At 59.9% G+C, this 20,850-nt stretch carries 15 protein-coding genes and 1 pseudogene; 9 read left to right on the plus strand and 7 right to left on the minus strand.

Annotation, left to right across the window (positions count from 1 at the left end):
* The coding region (locus AB4Y97_RS06760; protein WP_441998463.1) for a 1-deoxy-D-xylulose-5-phosphate synthase N-terminal domain-containing protein at positions 1-153 on the minus strand (153 nt) is incomplete at its 3' end.
* A 243-nt stretch (positions 154-396) separates the two neighbouring features.
* On the opposite strand from AB4Y97_RS06760, the gene AB4Y97_RS06765 reads away from it, so the two are divergent.
* From AB4Y97_RS06765 to hpnJ, 3 genes are read left to right on the plus strand one after another with little or no spacing between them, the layout of a single operon-like run.
* On the plus strand, positions 397-1,005 hold the full coding sequence (locus AB4Y97_RS06765) for an MlaC/ttg2D family ABC transporter substrate-binding protein (RefSeq protein ID WP_441998265.1): 609 nt from the start codon (positions 397-399) through the stop codon (positions 1,003-1,005).
* Positions 1,006-1,019: 14 nt separating this feature from the next.
* Positions 1,020-2,144, plus strand: a complete 1,125-nt coding sequence (gene hpnI / locus AB4Y97_RS06770; protein ID WP_441998266.1) for a bacteriohopanetetrol glucosamine biosynthesis glycosyltransferase HpnI — start codon at positions 1,020-1,022, stop codon at positions 2,142-2,144.
* Positions 2,145-2,165: 21 nt separating this feature from the next.
* Positions 2,166-3,593 (plus strand): hopanoid biosynthesis associated radical SAM protein HpnJ, encoded by a 1,428-nt coding sequence (gene hpnJ, locus AB4Y97_RS06775; RefSeq protein ID WP_441998464.1) that lies wholly within the window; start codon positions 2,166-2,168, stop codon positions 3,591-3,593.
* Between the two features lie 43 nt (positions 3,594-3,636).
* Here hpnJ and AB4Y97_RS06780 read toward each other — a convergent pair whose 3' ends face one another.
* A complete protein-coding gene (locus tag AB4Y97_RS06780) occupies positions 3,637-6,267 on the minus strand; it encodes an MMPL family transporter (protein WP_441998267.1) in 2,631 nt (876 codons plus the stop codon).
* Between the two features lie 261 nt (positions 6,268-6,528).
* Here AB4Y97_RS06780 and ispH point away from each other — a divergent pair, with 261 nt between their 5' ends.
* The gene (gene ispH, locus AB4Y97_RS06785; protein WP_441998268.1) at positions 6,529-7,458 is read left to right on the plus strand and encodes a 4-hydroxy-3-methylbut-2-enyl diphosphate reductase; all 930 of its coding nucleotides are present in this window, start codon (positions 6,529-6,531) and stop codon (positions 7,456-7,458) included.
* A 46-nt stretch (positions 7,459-7,504) separates the two neighbouring features.
* Positions 7,505-8,653, plus strand: coding sequence for an adenosyl-hopene transferase HpnH (gene hpnH, locus AB4Y97_RS06790; protein ID WP_441998269.1), 1,149 nt, complete (start codon positions 7,505-7,507; stop codon positions 8,651-8,653).
* Here the strand turns inward: hpnH and AB4Y97_RS06795 are convergent.
* The 4 genes from AB4Y97_RS06795 to hpnA all read right to left on the minus strand — a co-directional run bounded on the left by AB4Y97_RS06795 (position 8,570) and on the right by hpnA (position 13,559).
* A complete protein-coding gene (locus AB4Y97_RS06795; protein ID WP_441998270.1) occupies positions 8,570-9,292 on the minus strand; it encodes a phosphorylase in 723 nt (240 codons plus the stop codon). The genes hpnH and AB4Y97_RS06795 overlap by 84 nt on opposite strands.
* On the minus strand, positions 9,289-11,262 hold the full coding sequence (gene shc / locus AB4Y97_RS06800; protein ID WP_441998271.1) for a squalene--hopene cyclase: 1,974 nt from the start codon (positions 11,260-11,262) through the stop codon (positions 9,289-9,291). The genes AB4Y97_RS06795 and shc overlap by 4 nt, the downstream gene beginning before the upstream one ends.
* Positions 11,263-11,465: 203 nt before the next feature.
* The gene (hpnD, locus tag AB4Y97_RS06805) at positions 11,466-12,296 is read right to left on the minus strand and encodes a presqualene diphosphate synthase HpnD (protein WP_441998272.1); all 831 of its coding nucleotides are present in this window, start codon (positions 12,294-12,296) and stop codon (positions 11,466-11,468) included.
* A gap of 240 nt (positions 12,297-12,536) precedes the next feature.
* The gene (gene hpnA / locus AB4Y97_RS06810) at positions 12,537-13,559 is read right to left on the minus strand and encodes a hopanoid-associated sugar epimerase (protein ID WP_441998273.1); all 1,023 of its coding nucleotides are present in this window, start codon (positions 13,557-13,559) and stop codon (positions 12,537-12,539) included.
* 535 nt (positions 13,560-14,094) lie between these two features.
* On the opposite strand from hpnA, the gene hpnI (AB4Y97_RS06815) reads away from it, so the two are divergent.
* A complete protein-coding gene (hpnI, locus tag AB4Y97_RS06815; protein WP_441998274.1) occupies positions 14,095-15,309 on the plus strand; it encodes a bacteriohopanetetrol glucosamine biosynthesis glycosyltransferase HpnI in 1,215 nt (404 codons plus the stop codon).
* Positions 15,309-16,190, plus strand: a complete 882-nt coding sequence (gene hpnK / locus AB4Y97_RS06820; RefSeq protein ID WP_441998275.1) for a hopanoid biosynthesis-associated protein HpnK — start codon at positions 15,309-15,311, stop codon at positions 16,188-16,190. Before hpnI (AB4Y97_RS06815) ends, hpnK begins: the two co-directional genes overlap by 1 nt.
* Before the next feature lie 1,127 nt (positions 16,191-17,317).
* Here the strand turns inward: hpnK and AB4Y97_RS06825 are convergent.
* Positions 17,318-18,199: a MipA/OmpV family protein gene (locus AB4Y97_RS06825; RefSeq protein ID WP_441998276.1), complete on the minus strand. Its 882-nt coding sequence runs from the start codon at positions 18,197-18,199 to the stop codon at positions 17,318-17,320.
* Positions 18,200-19,114: 915 nt separating this feature from the next.
* On the opposite strand from AB4Y97_RS06825, the pseudogene AB4Y97_RS06830 reads away from it, so the two are divergent.
* Positions 19,115-19,651 (plus strand): annotated as a pseudogene (locus AB4Y97_RS06830) (MCP four helix bundle domain-containing protein); the annotation flags it as partial.
* A gap of 78 nt (positions 19,652-19,729) precedes the next feature.
* Positions 19,730-20,800: a methyl-accepting chemotaxis protein gene (locus AB4Y97_RS06835; RefSeq protein WP_441998465.1), complete on the plus strand. Its 1,071-nt coding sequence runs from the start codon at positions 19,730-19,732 to the stop codon at positions 20,798-20,800.
* Positions 20,801-20,850 lie beyond the last annotated feature (50 nt).

The following is a 20,850-nucleotide window of genomic DNA, read 5'->3' on the forward strand; positions in this document are numbered from 1 at the left end:
CACGCCCAAGCCGGCGCCGAGATGGCCGCCGGTGACCGAGACCGCATCGATGGTCTCGGCACGCAACTCATCCGCCAGCTGCCGCAACTGGGCTTCGGACAAAAGACGCAGATCGGAAGGGGTCGCTATCGTGTCGAGAAGAGGTGTGGCCATGGCCGAAACTTTTGCTCCTAGCCGATAGGACAAGAAAGATTACACCCAGTTCCCCGGGAGAGATACGAAGTTTTACATCCCGCGAGCGGCAATTCTGACGCAGGAGCGATCCGCCTTGGCGGCCAAGAGCGATGTCAGATATTCATCTCTGTCCAGCCTAGTTTTGGCTCCTATATGGTTACACGCTGATGCCGCTCGAGCGTGGCGGGTGTTCCCTGATCGTCGGTAAGAGATGGGGAAACGATGGTTTCAAGACGCGACCTTCTGATGCTTATCGGTGCGATGGCGATCGCCCGGCCGCTTGCTGCGGCAGGGCAAGGGGAAGATCCTGCCATCGCTCATGTGAAGGCTTTCTACGACAGCATGCGATCCGTGACGACTGGCGCGCGGGGTTCCGATCCGAAGAAGCGCATTGCCGCGCTTTCACAAGCGATGACGCGAGCGTTCGATATTGCAGCCATGACGCGGCTCGCCGTGGGGCCGGGTTGGACCAAGATTCCTGCCGCGAAAAGGGCATCGTTACAGGAAGCGTTCGGACGCTACTTCATCGCGACTTATGCGAGTCGGCTCGATCAGGCTTCCGGTGGGCGCTTCGAGGTCCTGCCCAATGCTGAGCGCAGAGCCGGTGGAACCATCGTTCGCACACAAATCATCGACGCTGAGGGCAAGGCTACGCCGGTCGATTACCTCTTGAATCCAGAAGGGCGCATCGTCGATGTCTATCTGAATGGCACGGTCAGCGAGCTTGCCAGCCATCGCTCCGAGTTCGATGCCGCATTGAAAGCCGGTGGGCCAGACGCGCTCGAGAGCAGCCTGCGCAAGCGCGCGGATGCGTTGAGTGGCGGAACTTAACCGGCAGTCGGCGCATGTTATCTTGGCTGATCATCATCTGCCTGATCGCGGCGGGGCTGGGCTGCCTTCACATGATAGTTGCAGCCGTCCTCGTGGGGCGCTTCGTACGACGAAAGACAGCAGTACGGAATGACAGCCCTTCGGTGACCATCTTGAAGCCGCTCTGCGGAAATGAGCCCAGGCTCATGGAGAACCTCGTCTCGTTTTGCGTGCAGGACTATTCCGGACCGGTACAGGTCATCTTCGGCGTACAGGACCCAGCCGACCCGGCGATCGCGATCGTGGAGCGGCTCGCGGCGCAGCTTCCGGAGCGAACCGTCGAACTTGTGGTGAACCCGCGTCGGCATGGCGCGAACCGCAAAGTCTCGAACCTCGTCAACATGGCCGCTCATATTCGGCATGAGACCGTCCTTCTGGCCGATAGCGACATGCGGGTCGGGCCCGACTACCTCGCAGGCATCATTGCCGAACTGGGGCGTCCCAGCGTGGACGGCGTGACGTGTCTCTATTACGGCCTAGCCTCGCAGAGTGTCTGGTCCCGCCTTTCGGCTCTGGGCATCGATACTCATTTTCTGCCGAACGTGGTCGTGGGCCTTGCTCTAGGCCTCGCACGCCCATGCTTCGGCTCAACGGTCGCTCTCAAAAGAGAGACCTTGGACAGAATCGGAGGTTTCGAAGCCTTCGCCGACACTCTGGCCGACGATTATATGCTTGGAATGGCACTTCGTTCGAAGGGCCGCGAGGTTGCCATACCGCCATTCGTGATTGGCCACGCTTGTAACGAGCGCTCCTGGAGAGAGCTTTGGCGGCACGAACTGCGGTGGACGCGCACCATCAGGAGCGTCGACCCCGTGGGCTATGCGGGATTGGCCATCACTTACGGGCTACCCTGGGCGCTGATAGCGGGTCTTCTCGGAGGGGGGACAGCCTCCCTGACGGCTGCCGTTCTTGCAGTCGGCTGCCGGATCTCGCTCTGCATCCGCATCGAGCGGGCATTCGACCTTATGCCGCACCCTTATTGGCTCGTGCCATTGCGCGATCTACTCTCCTTTGCAGTGTTTGTCGCGAGCTTTGCCGGGCAGAGTGTGACCTGGAAGGGGCACAGATACCGCCTGAAAGCTGACGGCACCCTCTCCTGAACGGAGGTGAACCTTGCCATGATGCGGTCGCTCTTTCTTCAGGCGCCGTCCTTCGACGGCTTCGACGGCGGCGCAGGGGCTCGCTACCAGATGCGGCGCGAGGTGCGCTCGTTCTGGTATCCGACCTGGCTCGCGCAACCGGCAGCAATGGTCGATGGCAGCAAGCTGATCGATGCGCCGCCGCACCGCCTGACATTCGCGGATATTGCCCCGTATGCGCGTACGCACGAGCTTCTCGTCCTTCATACCTCGACGCCATCATTCAACTCGGATGTGAGGACTGCACGCGCGATGAAGGAGTTGAATCCGGACCTGAAGGTCGGGCTTATCGGCGCCAAGGTAGCCGTCGAGCCGGAGGAAAGCCTTAAGGCGTGCGACGCGATCGATTTTGTCGCGCGCAACGAGTTCGACTTCACGATCAAGGAGGTGGCGGAGGGCCGCGACTGGAGCCGTATCGATGGGCTTTCCTACCGCAGCGCCGACCGCGTGATCGTCCACAATCCTGACCGTGCCATCATCGAGAACATGGACGATCTGCCCTTCGTGACGCCAGTCTACAAGCGCGATCTCGTCATCGAGAATTACTTCGGCGGTTACCTGAAGCACCCTTACATCTCATTCTATACAGGCCGAGGCTGTAAATCCCGCTGTACCTTCTGCCTCTGGCCTCAGACCGTCGGAGGACATCGCTACCGCACCCGCAGCATCGGACATGTCATGGAGGAACTCACCTGGGCGAAGGCGGCCTTTCCACAGGTCAAGGAGTTCTTCTTCGACGACGACACGCTGACCGACAATATCCCACGCGTCGAGGCCCTGGCTCGGGAAATCGGCAAGCTCGGCCTCACCTGGTCATGCAACGCCAAGGGAAACGTGCCGCGCGAGACGCTGAAGGTCATGAAGGACAACGGGCTGCGCCTCCTGCTGGTCGGCTACGAGTCCGGCAACCAGCAGATCCTGTACAACATCAAGAAAGGAATGCGGGTCGATGTCGCCCGCCGTTTCACCAAGGATTGCCATGAGCTCGGTATCCTCATCCACGGCACCTTCATTCTTGGCTTGCCCGGGGAGACGAAGGAAACGATCGAGGAGACGATCCGCTTCGCGAACGAGATCAACCCGCACACGATCCAGGTCTCGCTCGCCGCGCCTTACCCTGGCACATTCCTATACCGGCAGGCGCAGGAGAATGGCTGGCTTTACGACCCCGAGGCGGAGCTCCTGACAGATCGCGGGACACAGATTGCTGCACTGAACTACCCGCATCTCACCCATACCGAGATCTTTGAGTCGGTGGAGCAATTCTACAAGCGGTTCTACTTCCGTGCGCCCAAGATCGCCGCGATCGTGGGAGAGATGATCAAAAGCCCCGAAATGATGAAGCGCCGTCTACGCGAAGGCATCGAGTTCTTCCATTTTCTCCGAGACCGGGACGAAACCTCACACTGAAACGCGCCTCAGACGCGAAGGCATGCATACCATCGTCGTGCGACTAAGGCGGACTGTCGGGCGGCCCGCCTGATACCGCGGCCTGATAGGATTCTCGCGGTGGGCCGAGAAAGGCCGGGACCACGATGAAGGCTGCAAGAAGGGTAAAGAACAGGGACAGAGCCAACAGCATTCCCATGCTTGCGGTGCCGGGGTGGCTTGAGAAGCAGAGGCTGCCGAAGGCGGCTCCGGTCGTGAGCGCGCTGAAGAAGATTGCCCGCGTCAGGCTTGAGGACAGCACATCGACAACGCCGGCCTGCCAAGCGATGACGTAGTAGATGTGGAATGCGACCCCGACGGCCAGCATCAGCGGCAACGCGATGATGTTCGCGAAATTAAGAGGTAACCCGAGAAGACTGGCCGCCTCCAGGGTCACGATAGCGGCGATAACGAGGGGGCCGAGGGTAAGGGCGACGTCGAGCAGCCGGCGAAGCGCAACCGCCAGGATCAAGAAGATGGCGGCGAGGGCGAGGAGGCCCGCCTCGATGAAGGCCCGGACCACCATGCGGCCGGATTCTACAATCGCGATAGGAGCCCCGCTGGCATGCGGAGCAACCGCATGCACCGCGTCGGCGAACCGGACGAGGACGGCGTTGTCGTTAGCGTCTCCCTTGGGGAAAACCTCGATCCGGGCACGTCCATCCGGAGCGATCCAGTCAGCCACGAGATCGGGTGGGAGGTTCTCGCGCGTAATCCTTTCCGCACTCATGAGCAGGCGAATCCGGTCGAAGAGCCGTGTCAAATCCATGGTCACGGCCGCTTCGGCCGTAGTTCTCTCGCGGGGAGAAGCCGCGGCAAGCCGATCGAGAACGGCCGCAAGGTGCCGGGCCGCATCTTCGCTTGCGCCAGCCCGAGATTCGGCAGCATCGCGCAGCATCGCCGCAGTCGTGCCCAAGGCGGCGATATTGTCCGCATCCGTGGGAGGAGCCGCGACCTGGATCGGGTGCAGGACCGTGTCGAGGAGGAGCGCCGCATCGCGGATGATGCCAAGCTTCTCGTCCTGATCGTCCGGTATGAAGTTTGCGAGGGTCATGGTGCGCGCCACCTCCGGCAACGCATCCAGCTTGGCGGCAAGAGTCTTGGCATCCTGCAGCGACGGCGCCAGCGCATCGATCGAGTTCGGGCTGGTCTCGGGATCCCGTGCAAGATCCAGAAAGGTCGCGACGGACTCCATGCGCTTGTTGCGCAGGTTCATTGGGTTCGAGTCGAACTGGATGCTGATCAGGAACGGCAATCCTGCCGTCACCACCAGAACGGTCGCTACGATGATCAGGCGGCGATGCAAGAGGATCCAGCGGTCGACCGCCGCCAACGACGCGGTCTCGACAGACTCAGGTTCGCCAGGGGGCCTCAGTGCGACGATGAGCGCAGGGAGCAGTGTCAGACTCGCTATGTAGGCGATGACCATGCCGAGGCCGGCGATGAGCCCCAACTCGGAGACTCCCTGGAACTCCGTCGGCAAGAAGGAGAAGAAGCCGGCGAGAAGCGAAATTGCCGCCAAGGTCAGAGAACTCCCTACGCCACGGGCCGCAATCACGATGGCACCTGGAAGATTGTCTCGGGCATAGCGCTCGGAGCGGTAGCGCATGGCGAACTGAATTCCGAAATCGACGCCGAGCCCCACGAACAGCGCCGCGAATGCCACCGAGATGAGATTGAACTCCCCGACCACCAGGAGACCTGTGCCGGTTGTTATGATCAAGCCCGCGAGAAGGGTTGCCAGAACAGCAAAGATGATCCGTCCGGAGCGTAGAGCGAGATAGAGGATCAACCCAATGGCCGCGAGGGTCAGTGCCGTGTTGAGGGTTACGTTTTCAGCCAGGGTCCCGAACTCTTCGTCTGCGACTGGAACTGGGCCTGTCAGGCGTATGCGTACGCCGTGATCGGGCGTGAGACCAAGGTCACCGATGGTCCGCCGTACGAGATTGGTCACCTCCGCACCGGGCTGCAACGCATTGTAGTCGAGCTTGGGTTGGATCAGAACAAGGCGTCTCAACTCACGTGGTTCAGCTTTCCCCCCAGATAATAGAAGAGTCTGCCAGGAGAGCCGGGCCCGCCGCCCTGCGAGCACGCGCTCGAGCACATCAGACAGGGCCGTCATCGGCCTAGCCAGATCGTCTAGTTTCGTCTGACCGGCACGAACGCCCTGCAAGCCAAGCGAGAGAGTCTGCATGACACCGCGCAGGCTCGGATCGGCAGCCAAGGGGCCAAGAAGTCCCTGCTGTGCGATCAGCGTTTCTGTCGTGCGAATGACTTCCTCCGTGGGCAGAAGCAAAAATCCGTTCTTCGCAAAGAACGGACTGCCATCCGGCCATCGTACGCTGCGAAAGGCTTCGCTATGCTGCGAGAGCGCGGCTGTGAGCTTCTCGGCTGCCTCGCTGGCGATTTCAGGCGTTTCTCCGTCTACGACGGCGACGATGAGATCCGTTCGCTGCGGAAACGCCGCATCAATCGCGATCTCATCCTGGCGCCAGGCCGCGCTCGACGAGATCAGCCGCGCCGTATCGGTATTGATCGCAAAAAGCTTCGCCGCAACGAAAAGGCCGAGCAAGCTGAGGGCAACGGCAATGGCAATCACCAGCCGCGACCTGCGGACGCACAGTGCAACGACACGCTCGACTGAGAGTTTCGGCATCGGGGTTCCGGGTTCGTCCTTTCGAGTGATTGCCGCTCAATGCTCTATCGTATTCAGGTTATTTCAGTAACGCTTGAGCAGGTTCATTGCCGCTTCAGGAGTAATCCCTACAAATACATCTAGTCCTGCAATGATAACCTTCGTAGAAGTCGCAAATGGGCTTTCGGTCGCGGGTCGATGTGAAGTCGTTGAAATGCCAAGAATGTCGCGTAGATAGTGGCAAGTGGGGTCGGATAAGTCTTGAGCGTAAAAGGATAGGATATGAAAGTTATCCTCGCTCAACCCCGTGGCTTTTGTGCCGGTGTTGTTCGGGCAATCGAGATTGTGGAGCGCGCGCTCGTGAAGTATGGCGCTCCCGTCTATGTTCGTCACGAGATCGTCCATAATCGCTACGTTGTCGAAGGACTTGAGCGAAAAGGCGCCCGCTTTGTCGATGACCTCGGCGAGGTTCCGGACGGAGCCGTCGTGATCTTCAGCGCGCATGGCGTACCCCGCGTCGTCGTAGCGGAAGCGCAAGCCAGGCAATTGCCGGCTTTGGATGCGACCTGTCCGCTCGTAACCAAGGTCCACAATCAGAGCCGGCGCTATGTCGCGCAGGGGCGCACGCTGGTGCTGATCGGCCATGCCGGGCACCCCGAGGTGGAAGGCACACTCGGCCAGATCGATGACATTGCCTATCTCGTGCAGAACGAGGCCGATGTCGAGTTGCTGGAACTCCCGGCCGACACGCCCATCGCATATGTGACCCAGACGACCCTCAGCGTCGACGACACCCGCTCGATCATCGCGGCGCTGAGGCAGCGGTTTACCAACGTGGTCGGACCAGAGACGCGGGATATCTGTTATGCGACCCAGAATCGTCAAACGGCCGTCCGGCAGCTCTGCCGTATCGCCGATCTCGTCCTTGTCGTCGGCGCTCGCAATAGTTCCAATTCCAACCGCCTGCGGGAGATCGGGGCAGAGGCTGGTGTGCCAAGCTACCTTGTGGCCGATGGCGCGGATATCGATCCGGCATGGCTGGATCGGGTGGAAGTCATCGGCGTGACGGCTGGGGCTTCGGCGCCTGAGGTGCTCGTGGAGGATGTCATCGAGGCGCTCCGCCGCACTGCCGGACCTGTGGAGGTTTCCGTCCTTCCGGGGATCGAGGAGAACATCAACTTTCGCCTGCCGGCAGAACTCGCAGCTGTTTGAGCCGGGATTGCGCCACGAAGGCCGCCACCGCAGCAAGGAGTTGCCCATGGGCATACCTGTCCGCCAAGTCGTCTCGATCGGCAGCTACATCCTCCGCCAGCATCTCGCCGGCCGAAAGCGTTACCCGCTCGTCCTGATGCTGGAGCCGCTCTTCCGCTGCAATCTCGCCTGTGCGGGCTGCGGCAAGATCGATTATCCTGATGCGATCCTGAACAAGCGGCTCTCTGTCGAGGATTGCCTTGCTGCTGTGGACGAATGCGGCGCGCCTGTGGTTGTTTTGGCGGGGGGAGAGCCGCTCTTGCACAAGGGCCTGCCACAGATCGTGGAAGGCGCCATCGCGCGGCGTAAGTTCGTCATCGTCTGCACCAATGCGCTGCTGCTCGAGAAGAAAATCGACCAGTATCGACCAAGCCCGTATTTCTCTTGGTCCATCCATCTTGATGGCGATGAGGAAATGCATGACCGCTCGGTGTGTCAGGAGGGCGTCTATCAGCGCGCTGTCGCAGCTCTCCGATTGGCACAGGCCAGGGGATTTCGCGTCACCATCAACTGCACCTTATTCAAGGGAGCCGATCCGGAGCAGGTCGCGGCCTTCTTCGATACGGTCACGGCGCTCGGGATCGATGGGATTACCGTCTCGCCGGGCTATGCCTATGAGCGGGCTCCCGACCAGCAGCACTTTCTCAACCGGAAGGCCACCAAGGAACTGTTCCGCGGCATTTTCCGCCGCGGCCAGGGCGGCAGGCGATGGGAGTTCAATCAGTCCGCGCTTTTCCTCGACTTCCTGGCAGGCAACCAGGCCTATCATTGCACACCCTGGGGCAATCCCACCCGGACCGTGTTCGGTTGGCAGCGGCCCTGCTACCTCCTGGGCGAAGGTTACGCGAAGACTTACCGGGAGTTGATGGAAGAAACCGATTGGGACGCCTATGGTACCGGCCATTATGAAAAGTGCGCCGACTGCATGGTCCATTCGGGCTATGAGGCATCAGCCGTCATGGACACGGTCCGACGGCCCTGGAAGGCGGCCTGGGTAGCCTTGCGGGGCGTGAGGACCGAAAGGCCGATGGCGCCCGAGATCGCTCTCGACGGGCAGCGTCCGGCACAGTTCCTATTCTCTCGGAACGTCACCGAAAGACTCGCTGATACTCGTGAGTCCAAGACTGGGCCCCAGAAGCGCCCTGCAGCGACCTAAGCTCGCAAAGGCCGCCGACGCATCCCGCGCCAGGCGCGGAAGGGCAGTCAATTGCAAGGGCTGCCGCATGGCCTCGCGCAGAAAACCCAACAGGTTGATGTTCTCATCCGGACGCAGCACCTCTGCTACAAAGGGGGGAAGCGAGCGGCCGGCCGGATCACAGATGACGCGGATCGCTGCGAACGGGATTGCGTGTGCCGCTGCGAAGGCGGCTGCGATATGGGATTCCATGTCGACCCCAACGGCTCCGGTCGCGCAATACAGGGCGGTCTTGTCGGCAGGGGTGAGCAGGGGGGCTTCGGCACCTGCGATTTTGGCCAGGATTACACGCTGACCACTTGCCGACAGACAATGAGCCCAGTCCCGAACGATCCCTGGATGCGCAGCCCACCGCTCGCTCCTAGCAACAATATCGCTGGCGACAATCACATCGCCCGGAGCAAGGGTCGGCGAAAGCCCTCCGGCAATCCCGAAGCTGACGACTGCCCGATATGCGGGCGCGAGTTGGTCGAGAGCAATCCGCAGCCGCGCGGGCGAGGCGCCTGACCAAATGGTGGTGATCCGAGGTCCGGAGACGAGACGCGCTTCGCGACCAAGTCCGGTCACAACGAGAATGGGCAATGCGGGATCAGAGGTCACATGCCCACCCCGACCATATGGTCAATGCCGAGCTTCAGGTTGCGGTAACGTGCAAGCGCCCAAAGCGGAAAGAATTTCGGATAACCGTGGTAGCGCAGATAAAAGACACGCGGGAAGCCTGTCGCCGTGAAACGCTCCTCGCGCCAGAATCCGTCAGCCCTCTGTGTGCGCCTTAGATATTCAATACCCCGTGCGACGGCCGGGTGTTCGGCCTCGCCCGCGGCCATGAGGGCCAAAAGAGCCCATGAACTTTGAGAGGCCGTGCTTGGTGCGGGTTGATGACCTCGGTAATCGAGGCGGTAACTGTCACCGTCCTCGCCCCACCCACCATCGGGATTCTGGATCCCGATCAGCCATCTCACCGCCCGGCGCATCGTCTCCGAGTGCGTGTCGATCTTTGCCGCGCGAAGGGCACAAAGAACCGACCACGTTCCATAAATGTAGTTCATACCCCAGCGGCCGAACCAGCTCCCGTCTTCTTCCTGCTCCGCAAGGAGATATCCGATGCCACGCGCCAATGTCGGGCTCGTCTCGGGTCTTTCGCCAAGTTGCGCAAACATGGAAACGCAGCGTGCGGTCACATCGGCGGTCGGCGGGTCGAGAAGCGCTCCATGATCGGCGAAGGGGATATAATTGAGATAACCGTAGGTGTTATCCACATCGAAGGCTCCCCAGCCACCGTTGCGGCTCTGCAGGCCTGCGATCCACTCGCGGCCGCGCGCGATCGGTTCGTCGAAGGCCGCCGCATCTGATGGTGAAAGGCGCGCCCGCGCCCGGTGCATCGCCATGACGACCACTGCCGTGTCGTCGACATCGGGATAGTAGGCGTTCTCATATTGAAACGCCCAACCGCCCGGCCGTATCTGCGGGCGGGTCACCGACCAATCTCCCGCGACATCGAGGACTTGCCGCTGCTTCAGCCAGACGAGCCCCTGGAGCGCCTGCCTCTCCGCCTCATCGCTCCCGACTTCGAGAAGGGCATGGCAGGCGAGCGCCGTATCCCAGACGGGTGACATGCAGGGTTGGCAATAAGCCTCATCTTCTCTCGCAAACAGCAATCTCTCAAGGGCATTGCGAGCTGTAGCCGCGTAAGGATGGTCCGCTGGATATCCGAGGGCATCGTACATCATCACGACATTGACCATGGCCGGGAAAATAGCCCCCAGCCCGTTGCAGCCGTTCAGACGCTCTTCGACGAAGGCGAGGGCTGCTTCGATTGCGCGCCGGCGGGAGCCTTCCGGAAAGAAGCGCTCGGTTTGCCGAAGAAGAACATCGATCCCTCCGAAGATTTGAGTCCATGGCCATGTCCGATGCGGCCCCTTCGGCCAGTTGTGCTCCTTATTCGGCGGAAGGACGAAGAGTTCCTCGATGCCGATGCCGCGAGGGTTGCGTGCCCTGGGTTTTAGTGCCTGCAAGACCATGAGAGGAACGAGAACCGTCCGGGCCCAGTATGAGATCTTCGAGAGATGGAAGGGGAACCAGCCTGGGAGAAGCATGATCTCGACAGGCATGACAGGTACGGCCCGCCAGGGAATCTCCCCATAAAGCGCCAGCAGGGCCCGGGTGAAGACGTTGCTTTTCGCAGCTCCGCCATGGCTAAGGATTGCCTCGCGGGCGCGGCGCATGTGCGGATCGTCGGGTGCATCCCCAATCATCTTCAGCGCGAAATATGCTTTCACGCTGGCGCTCATGTCGAACGCCCCATCATGAAACAGAGGCCAGCCTCCTTCGCCTCTTTGAACGCGCCGGAGATAGGTGGCGATCTTTGCCTCAAGCGCCGCATCCGGCGCTTCGCCAAGGTAATGCTTCAAGAGGATATATTCGGCAGGGATTGTTGCATCCGCCTCAAGCTCGAAACACCAATGACCGTCCGCTCGGGCACAGTCGATGAGTGCCCGCTCTGCAGCGGCAAACCACGGCTCAACCGCTTCAACTGGCAACTCGATCCGGCTTGAGCGAACCCTGACCATGCGCAACGCTAAGGCTCTGATGTGGCGGCATGAGGGCCTTTCCAGCTGCACAGACCGCAGCATTCGGGCCTGCTAGAGCATTTCTGGTAAAAGCGAATATCGTTTTCGACAAAAACTTGTCTTTTCAAAAACATGTGACTTATTTCACAAGTCGAAATTCAAGAAATATGCTCCAAGTCTGTACCGACAATTGGGCGTTTCTCTCACATCAGACCGTAACGCAGGAGTGCTCCCAAGAGGCGCAGGCGCCGCGCATGGACCGGCACCCGCGGCGGATACCATCCGCGCGTCACGAGTTGATCGAGAATGGTCGAATAGGCCGCCGCCATCAGGCGGGGCGCGCGTACCAAGGCCCGGGGACAATCGGCCATGATCCGGTCCGCCTCGTGAAACGAGATGGCTGCCTGCTCGGCTACACGAGCGCACGCTTCGCCAAGCTTCGGGTGGTTCAGGATAGATGCCGGTTCGAAATCAACGATGCCTGCCTGGACTAAAGCCTCCCAGGGGAGATAAACGCGCCCGAGGACTGCATCTTCGTCGAGATCCCGTAGAATATTGGTCAGTTGCAACGCTCGGCCGAGATGGAGGGCGAGAGCATCACCATGAAGAATGTCGAGCCCGAAGATCCGCACCGAAATCCGCCCTACGGCACTCGCCACGCGATCACAGTAGAGATCGAGCGTCGCCCAATCGGGCGCTCTGAGATCGCCGCTCGCATCCATCATCATCCCGTCGATGACGGCATGGAAATCGTCGGGTTGGAGCGCAAAGGTGCGAACGGGAGCGACAAGAGAGGAGAGCCGCTTCGGGGTCCGCCCATCGAACAGAGCGTCGATTTCCGCCCGCCAGCGCTCGAGCTCCCGGATGCGATCCGCGCAGGGGGCATGGCTGTCCGCAATGTCGTCGACGGCGCGGCAGAACCCGTACACGGCATACATCGCCTCGCGGCGGTGTCGTGGCAGGATAAGCATAGCCGTATAGAACGAGCTTCCGGTTGGCTGTAGCCCGCTCTCGTTTGCCGGCAAGGTGATCATCGTTCGGCCACACCTCTCGATGCGTTCGCCTGAAAGCGGCCTTATCCATGGCGAACAGCATGTACATGGAGGCAGTCATGGGGAGCGCCAAGGCCCATAGCGTCTTTAACTTGTAGCAGAGTGGGTACAAACGCCAGATTCGTCAGCCGCAAGGCCAAGACGGCTCGCGATCTGGTCCGCATCGTCGCGGGTTGACCATCGCTGCCATGCTCAGCCAACAATCCGCCAGCATGGCAGCCTTCATCGCAGATAGCCGGAAGTCCGAAACCACGCGATGGCATCCGCAAGACCTTCCCGATAGGGCCTCGTTGTATATCCAAGCTCGCGCCGTGCCTTGGCGTCCGTGAAGAACATGCGGTGACGCGCCATGCGAAGGCCGTCGAGAGTGACGAAGGGGGTGCGGCCGGTGAGGCGTGCCATGGCCTCAGCCCCGAGAGCGACAGGGTAGATCAAGGAGCGGGGCAGTTTGAGAAAGGGAGGATGTCGCCCGACCAAGGAGGCAATATCCTCGAGCATTGTCGACAGGCGGACATTTTCGCCGCCGAGAATATAGCGTTGACCGACCTGCCCTTTGCGCATGGCTGCGAGATGGCCTGCCGCGACATCGTCCACATGAACGAGGTTGAGACCTGTATCGACGAAGCCGGGCATCCGGCCCGAGGCGGCCTCGACAATGATCCGACCGGTTGGAGTCGGTTTCACATCGCGCGGTCCGACAGGGGTCGACGGATTGACGATCACCGCAGGCAGCCCCTGATGATCAATCATCTCCTGAACCAAGCGCTCGGCGACCACCTTGCTACGCTTATAGGCGCCCACAGCAGCCGCTTCGGACAAAGACCGGCTTTCGTCGGCGGGCGTGCCGTCGGGGTTGATCGCTAGGGTGGCGACGCTGCTGGTGTAGACGATGCGTTCCACGCCAGCACGCATCGCCTCCTCCATGACAATCCTCGTTCCCTCCACATTGGTACGCATAATGTCGTCAGGGGAGGGTGCCCAGAGGCGATAATCCGCCGCCACATGGATGACATAGCGCACGTCCCGCAGAGCCGCTGCCATTGCGGAGGGGTCGCAAATATCCCCTTGTGCGAAGGTGATCTCGTCTTGCGACAGGTTCGTGCGGGGGCTTGAAGCGCGCACCAGCGCGCGAACCGTATAACCCGCCTCGTGAAAGGCGGCGACCACTGCCGAACCGACGAAGCCGCTCGCCCCTGTAATCAGAACCGGGCCGTTATTGAAAGCGGTGCCAATACCATTACCCATGACATACGGTACAAAGGACTGAGAAGAGCATGAGAACAACGCGCGCCAGTGTAAACCCGGAGGAATGTCGAAGACGGGCTCTGCCTCGAAGCAGCAACCGCGTTCCCTTCTGGGCTTCGAACAAACGGTGCAGACCGTCGGAGGTCACTATCGTGTCGAGAAGCGGTATGGTCATGGCCGAAACTTTTTGCTCCTAGCCAATAGGACAAGAAAGATTACACCCAGTTCCCCGGGAGAGATACGAAGTTTTACTTCCCGCGAGCGGCAACTCTGACGCAGAAGCGAACGCTCTCCCGCGTTTATCGTAACGTATATCGGGCGGATCGTTGTTGAGATGCATATCCCAGATGCGACCACGATGCCGGAACGAGCAGAGGGATATGCAAAAAATCTCCTGCTCCTCATGCGGTGACAGTTCATCGTGCCGTATCGACACCCCATAGATCCGCTCTACAACTTCAGCACTGCATCCCGTTGGATCTCGTCTGCCAAGGTCTGCAAGCGGCGGCGAGGTCAGGTGTCGAGGAGGGTTGCCTTGTTTGCGATCTCGACTGAAATCAGCCTCGGCTTTGGCATTCTCATATCTGTCGCAGCGGTCGCATACCTGTGCATGGCCGTTTGGTGCCTTGCTCGTTTACCGCAAAGCTCTCCCAACATCTCGAACGGAGAAAAAGGGCTGACGGTCCTAAAGCCCCTGTGCGGCTACGAGCCTGAACTTGAGGACTGCCTGAGATCTTTTTTCATGCAGGACTATCCTGGACCGCTGCAGATCGTCCTTGGCGCCCGATCGCTAACGGATCCGGCTGTGGCGATTGCGCGGCAGGTTGCGGCTACGTTTCCGAATGTCGATGCTTCGATCGTCGTCGATGATCAGGTCCATGGCTCGAACCTGAAGATCAGCAACCTTGTCAACATGATGCGCATCGCGAAGCACGACCTCTTCGTCATTTCCGATAGCGATGTGCGTATCGACCGTGATTGCCTTCGAAGGGTCATGTCTTCTTTTGACGATGGCTCTGTTGGAGCCGTGACATGCTTGTACCGCGCCGCGCTGCCCAGGCATGCGAATTGGGTCTCGCGCCTCGGCGCACTCAACATCGATGCCTGGTTCATTCCCGCCGCCGTCGTTGCAGCCACTCTCTTCCCGGTTGCCGAATGCTACGGCCCCCTGACAATTGTCAGGCGTGATGTCATCGAGAGAGCCGGTGGATTCGAGGCTCTGAGGAATGTCTTGGCCGATGACTACGAGCTTGGCCAGATCACTGTCCGTCAGGGGCTAAGGTGCATTGTGGCACCTATCGCTGTTGAGACAACCGTTCCCGAGACATCTCTTCGTGAGTTGCTTAGCCACGAGTTGCGTTGGGCCAGAACCGCGCGTGCGCTCACGCCCAAGAGCTTCATTGCCTCCCTGATCACCAATGCGCTGCCGATCACGGGCGCGCTGTTCGGTTTCTGGCACACGAGAATTGCGGGCCTGTTCCTGGGCCTCGTCCCCTCGCTCCGCATTTTGGCCTATGTGCTTGCGCAACATCGCTTGGGAGGACGCGGACGTCCGCTGGTCATCCCATCTCTGTGGCAGATGATTATGAGGGAACTGCTGAGCTTCATCATATGGGCTGCGGCCTTTGCCGGAAACCGGATCACATGGCGTGGACGACAGTTCAGAATTGCACCTGGGGCCCGCTTGATCCCGGCAGGGGGCAGCCATCCGGAGCGCAAGCCTTGGCAGGCACCGGATGGCGCACAGTGATGGCCAGCGTAAAGAAGATCATTGTGACCGCAGACGACTTCGGGATGTCGTTTGCCGTCAACGAGGCCGTTGAGGAGGCGCATCGCAACGGGATATTGACCAGCGCCAGCCTCATGGTGACAGGGGAGGCTGCCGGCGATGCCATTAGACGGGCCCACCGGATGCCGCAACTCGGAGTGGGATTGCATTTGACGCTGATCAGCGGCCCCTCGGCGCTTGATCAGGCGCATATCCCGGACCTGCTTGCATTTGGTGAGCAGCGCGTTCTGCACGATGCCCCATGGCGGATTGGAACCCGCATTGCGCTTTCTCACCACGTACAGCGGCAGGTGCGTGCCGAGATCAATGCGCAACTCCAACTGTTTCTGAGGTCGGGTCTGACGCTCGATCATATTGATGGACACTGGCACTTTCACCAGCATCCCTCTATTTTCGACATTCTCATTCAGGAAGCGGCATCGGCATCAGTCAGACCCGCTATACGGGTCCCGCGCGAGCCGGTTCTGCCGTCTTGGCGCGCGGCTGGCCGCCGCGGGTTCATCCGACGGGGACTGAGTGCTGCCGCGCATAGCGCGCTTACGATGCGAATGAGGCGGCGCCTGAGCGACTCGGGCTTTGTATCCAACGACTGGTTTTTCGGTCTCAACGATGGCGGCGCGATGGATAGATCCCGCCTCCTTGGTATCGCGGCTCACCTGCCGCCTGGGATCACGGAAATCGGTATGCACCCGGAGCGAGGTGGGCCGTCGGGCAGCCCATTCGCGCCGCCGCCCTCGTGGCGTCTGGCCGATGAATTCGCTGCGCTGATCGATCCTGAAGTGGTCGGGGTTTTTAGCCGAATGATGGACGCGCGTCTCGTGCGTTTCCAGGACTTGGACTGAGGAGTTCGGAGCATGAAAGGATCCCGGCTCCTGGTCTCCCTATCCTGCATCGCCGGCGTGGCCACCTCCCTTTCTCTGATTGCATGGGCAGGGATCGGCCCGATCGAGAAGACTCTCGACCAGATCACGTGGCAAGGTTTCGCCCAGATTTGCCTGCTCCAACTCCCAGCCCTCGGCCTTTGCGCCGCCGGATGGTGGGTGCTGCCTGTACGAACGAGCTATGGCGCTTGTCTTACCGCCCGTTGGGTTCGCGAAGGAGCGGCAAACTTGGCGAGCATCATACCGATCCTCGGGGAGGTCGTTGGTGCGCGAATTTTGGCTCTGTTCGGCGTAAGCACCCCTTAAAGCAGGAGTGAGTACGATCCTCGATGTCGCTTCGGAGGCCCTCTCGCAAGCGCTTTATACCCTTATTGTCCTGGTTGCTCTTTCCCGCATTATGGATCGAAGCGACTTGATGCGCTGGATCGGCGCAGCCGCTATCGGGTCGCTGGCTGTTGCAGCCGTTTTCTGGACGCTCCGCCACCACCACACGTCCCGGCTTATGACTTGGGCCAGAGCTAAACTGGCGAGTCTGCCCGGCATCGCCGGCCAGGAAGGCTTGGCTAACGTCGTGCAATCGCTTCAGAAAGTTTATGCTCAACGGTGGTACTTATGGCCTGCCATCCTCCTCCATCTCGCGGCTTGGTTTGCGGGGAGCTTACAAATCTGGGCGGCAGGCCACTACCTTAATATGCCCATGGATCTGGTAGACGCGCTGGTAATGGACAGCTTGGTCCATGCAGTGCGGGCTGCATTCGTCCTTGTCCCCCTAGGGGCGCCGGTGTCCAAGAGGGGGCCTTTGTCTTGGCGGGGGCAGCCGTTGGCCTCGATGCTCCGAGCGCAATCGCCCTGTCGCTCATCTTCAGAGGCCGGGATTTGGCTCTCGGAGCCCCAGCGATCCTGGCCTGGGGATTGTTGGAGTGGCGGCACGCCGCTTCAGGAACCCGTATCTATGCAGCCAAGGGGCATTCGCCGAGGTTAACGGCTCGGGCGACCGGGACGCTGCGATGCTAGGCGAACCATACCTCGCCCAGTGCATGGCAGGGGCCATGCGACATTCCCGGCGAGAGACAATTGACGGATGCCGCTTACGGAGCGAACACGAACGAGTAGGAGAGGGCTGCCCCGACCGTGAACTGATCGGGCGAGCCAATCCTCCGAGTGATGGAGCTATCAGCTGCATCGCCAACGAGGCGCCGATAGCCAGCATAAGCTGTAGTCGACCACTGCTCCGACCACATATACGAAACCGAGGCCAGAGCTCCGGCTGAAGTAATGCCCCCACTCGCTTTGAAGGGGGTGACTAAACCGTTCAGCGATGCCTCGAAAGGCGTCACGGAGAAATAGGCATTGGCAAAATTGGAGTCGCCGAACGAGACGCGCGGGCCAATCGAGAACGTGTAGCGTCCTGCACGCTGCACGAGATCTGCCGCAATATCGCCAACGAGTCCATCGTGACCGTCGATCCCGTGGCGTATTTCAATGCGTGTCCGCAACCAGTCCGCAGGCCAAAACTCGACGAAAACTCCCGGCTCGACCGTCCAGTGAACCTTCCGCAGGCCAAAAAGCTGTCGATCCGAACTCAGATACCGACCGCCTTCCCACCGGACGACGGGTCCTAGGCGGAAATTGGGAGTTTCGAAGACCGTGAAGTCGATGCCATCGTCGGGAGCGCTCCATCGGGCAGGTTCGCCAATACGGCGATAGTCGATCGAGGGGTAGCCGAAGACAGAATACTTGTCTGAGCCTGGAAAGTTCGGCCCAAGTTCGACGTTGCCAGTAAGGGTGATGATCCAACCGTTGGTCGTCGTCGTCCGAACGGGAGCAGCGTTAAGGTCAGCAGCAGAGACGCTCGACGCCATACCTAGCCCAAGCGAAAGCATCAGAGAGTACGCTTTAAAACGCATTCCTAGGCTCCTTCTGATGATCCGCAATTCCTTGGAGCGTGACCAGCCCATAAAATCCATCATCCATTCATCAGCAGGTCAAGCTTACGGAAAGCGTATTCGAACGGGTGTTGCATTCTGGTCGCCCCAGATCGGATGGCCTGTCCCTAAAGACCTGTGCCCGTCGGAAGCGGCCGTTGGTTTAGTTTCTTATCACTCTGATGGGCCTTCGTGCAGGGATACAGAGCGCGGAATTCAGGGGTAGAGCGCATGATGATTCCGATAGGGCCCCCCTTATTGGAGCCAGACCTGGAGGGCGCATGACCCGGCGCCCCAAGTAAAATGCCTGGGACCAGCCCAGGCAGAGCGGTCACCGTCAGCGATCAGAGCCTTTGCCAGCGATTCTTCGAGGCGGCTTTAGCTTGCCCCCATTCCATGCCCCATTCCGGTCGCAAGCATGGCCGCCCGCTTCTCGGCGTCCGGCAGGGTCATTCGTAAAGCCAGGAGCGTACCGATTCCATCCTGCTCGAAGGTTGTTACAACATGGTTGTCCGGCGTTGGGGCCGGCGGATGCATTCACTCAATGTGAACTATCCGGTGAAAGGGTTCCAATTCGAGATATTCACCAGTCAGGGAGAACCCACCTCCGTGGTTGTCACAGTCATTGACCCGGATGGCAGGACGGTGGTGCTTGGAACTGCATAATGGCGACTTCCAATAGTATTGACGACTAGCGACTGAGCTTGCACAAATTTACACATTAAGAGCAACAGATCTGGTGACAACACTTATTCATATTTCCGGGGTGGCAATTTATTTATCAAGGTTTTTTATCCTATAATTTTAATAATTACCTAATTTAGGTCAATTTCTATGATTTTCATGTCAAGATAATTTTTTATTTACTATGCCATATACATTGCTCCTCCTGCCCGAATTCTTTTGTGCCGCTGGGGCGCGAGCTTCCCGCGGTGATGCGGGCGGGTCTAAAACTAGAAAATGTCCCTCCTTCATAACCTCTCCATTCGCGCCAAGCTCACCGGCGCGTTCTCCCTCCTTGTCCTCCTCCTCGTCGGTCTAGGCGCTCTCGGACTTCGGGGGCTCCAGCAAATCAATACGCAGACCATCGTCATTGCCGGTAACTGGCTACCAAGTATCCGAGACATCGGGCGGCTGAATGAAAAGGTCATAAGCTATCGGTCCTCGCTTCTGCGCCATATCCTCTCGGATGCCGATGCTAAGCGACAGGCGGACAACGATGTTTCTCAACAGCTTAAGGACGTCAGGGACGCACTGGCGCAGTATGAAAAGACGGTTGTCCACGAGGAAGATCAGAGACAATTCAACGCGTTCTCGAAACTGTGGGATTCCTATCTGCGCGAAACAGAGATCGTTCTCGATTTTTCTCGAAAGGGCGAACTTGAGAAGGCACGCGACTATAACGCCCAAAAGGCGCTTCCGATTGGGCGTCAGGTGAGCGACGCCCTCCAGAAACTCATAGACTGGAACAGCCAGGGAGCCGCAGCGTCTCAGGAGAATGCTGCCGGCACTTATGACTCGACACAGATAGAGGTATTCGCGGTGGTCGGGGCCGCTGCCGTTCTCGCTCTCGCAATGGCCTTCCTGATCGTCCGTTCGATCTCGAGCGGCATCACATCGATCACCCATCCCATGAATTCACTGGCAAGCGGCGACTTGACCGCGATGATCCCGTTCCGCGGTCAAAAGACGGAACTCGGCACGATCGCGGATGCTGTTCAGGTTTTCAAGGACGCGCTGATTGCTAAGAAAGAAACAGACGAAGCCGCGGCTCTGGAAGCCGATGCCAAGATGCGGCGAGCGCAGATGCTTGACCAACTGACCAAACAGTTCGAGACGAACGTCTCGGCCTTGACGAACGGCTTGTCCTCGGCTGCGACCGAAATGGAGGCCACGGCGCAATCGATGACGGCCATTGCCAACCAGACCAACAGCCAGGCCATCACTGTCGCTTCTGCTGCCCAGCAGACCTCGGCCAATGTTCAGACAGTGGCGGCAGCCACGGAGGAACTCTCGATCTCGATCCGCGAGATTGCCGGTCAGGTGTCACAGTCCTCCCAGATTGCCGAGCGCGCAATGGCGGATGCCCAGCGCACCAACGAGACCGTACAGACCCTGGCAGTTTCCGCCGACAAGATTGGCAGCGTGATTGCGTTGATCAATAACATCGCTGGTCAGACGAATCTTCTGGCGCTCAACGCCACCATAGAGGCGGCGAGGGCCGGCGAGGCCGGCAAGGGGTTTGCGGTTGTTGCCTCGGAGGTGAAGGAACTGGCGAGCCAGACCGCCAAGGCTACCGACGAAATCGCGCAGCAGATCAGCTCAGTGCAGCAGGCCACAGGTCAAGCTGTCGGGGCCATCCAGAAGATTGCCAAGACGATTACAGAGATATCGCAGATATCGGTGTCGATTGCGGCGGCAATGGAAGAGCAAGGCGCAGCCACGGCTGAGATCTCGCGCAACGTGCACGAGGCCGCTCGCGGCACCGAGCAGGTCACCGGCAGCATCGCGGATGTCAGACAAGGGGCGGGTGAGACCGGCGCAGCGGCGTCTCAGGTTCTTGGCGCGGCTCAAGAACTCTCGCGTCATGCCGAAGACCTTGGCCGCGAAGTTGCGGACTTCCTCTCCGGCGTGAAGGCGGCATAAGAGCCCATCGGGAAAGCGGGCAACCGACCGCTTTCCCGAAGCGTGCATCG

The organism is Microvirga sp. 2TAF3, from assembly GCF_052114965.1.
In the GTDB taxonomy this organism is placed as follows: Bacteria; Pseudomonadota; Alphaproteobacteria; order Rhizobiales; family Beijerinckiaceae; genus Microvirga.

Excerpts from the sequence above, each read along its gene's own strand:
- hpnD (WP_441998272.1), bottom strand. The coding sequence starts at position 12,296 with ATGATCACCTTGCCGGCAAACGAGAGCGGGCTACAGCCAACCGGAAGC.
- shc (WP_441998271.1), bottom strand. The coding sequence starts at position 11,262 with ATGGTCAGGGTTCGCTCAAGCCGGATCGAGTTGCCAGTTGAAGCGGTT.
- AB4Y97_RS06825 (WP_441998276.1), bottom strand. The coding sequence starts at position 18,199 with ATGATGGATTTTATGGGCTGGTCACGCTCCAAGGAATTGCGGATCATC.
- hpnK (WP_441998275.1), top strand. The coding sequence starts at position 15,309 with ATGGCCAGCGTAAAGAAGATCATTGTGACCGCAGACGACTTCGGGATG.
- hpnJ (WP_441998464.1), top strand. The coding sequence starts at position 2,166 with ATGCGGTCGCTCTTTCTTCAGGCGCCGTCCTTCGACGGCTTCGACGGC.
- hpnI (WP_441998266.1), top strand. The coding sequence starts at position 1,020 with ATGTTATCTTGGCTGATCATCATCTGCCTGATCGCGGCGGGGCTGGGC.
- AB4Y97_RS06780 (WP_441998267.1), bottom strand. The coding sequence starts at position 6,267 with ATGCCGAAACTCTCAGTCGAGCGTGTCGTTGCACTGTGCGTCCGCAGG.
- AB4Y97_RS06765 (WP_441998265.1), top strand. The coding sequence starts at position 397 with ATGGTTTCAAGACGCGACCTTCTGATGCTTATCGGTGCGATGGCGATC.
- AB4Y97_RS06835 (WP_441998465.1), top strand. The coding sequence starts at position 19,730 with ATGGCCTTCCTGATCGTCCGTTCGATCTCGAGCGGCATCACATCGATC.
- hpnA (WP_441998273.1), bottom strand. The coding sequence starts at position 13,559 with ATGGGTAATGGTATTGGCACCGCTTTCAATAACGGCCCGGTTCTGATT.
- ispH (WP_441998268.1), top strand. The coding sequence starts at position 6,529 with ATGAAAGTTATCCTCGCTCAACCCCGTGGCTTTTGTGCCGGTGTTGTT.
- hpnH (WP_441998269.1), top strand. The coding sequence starts at position 7,505 with ATGGGCATACCTGTCCGCCAAGTCGTCTCGATCGGCAGCTACATCCTC.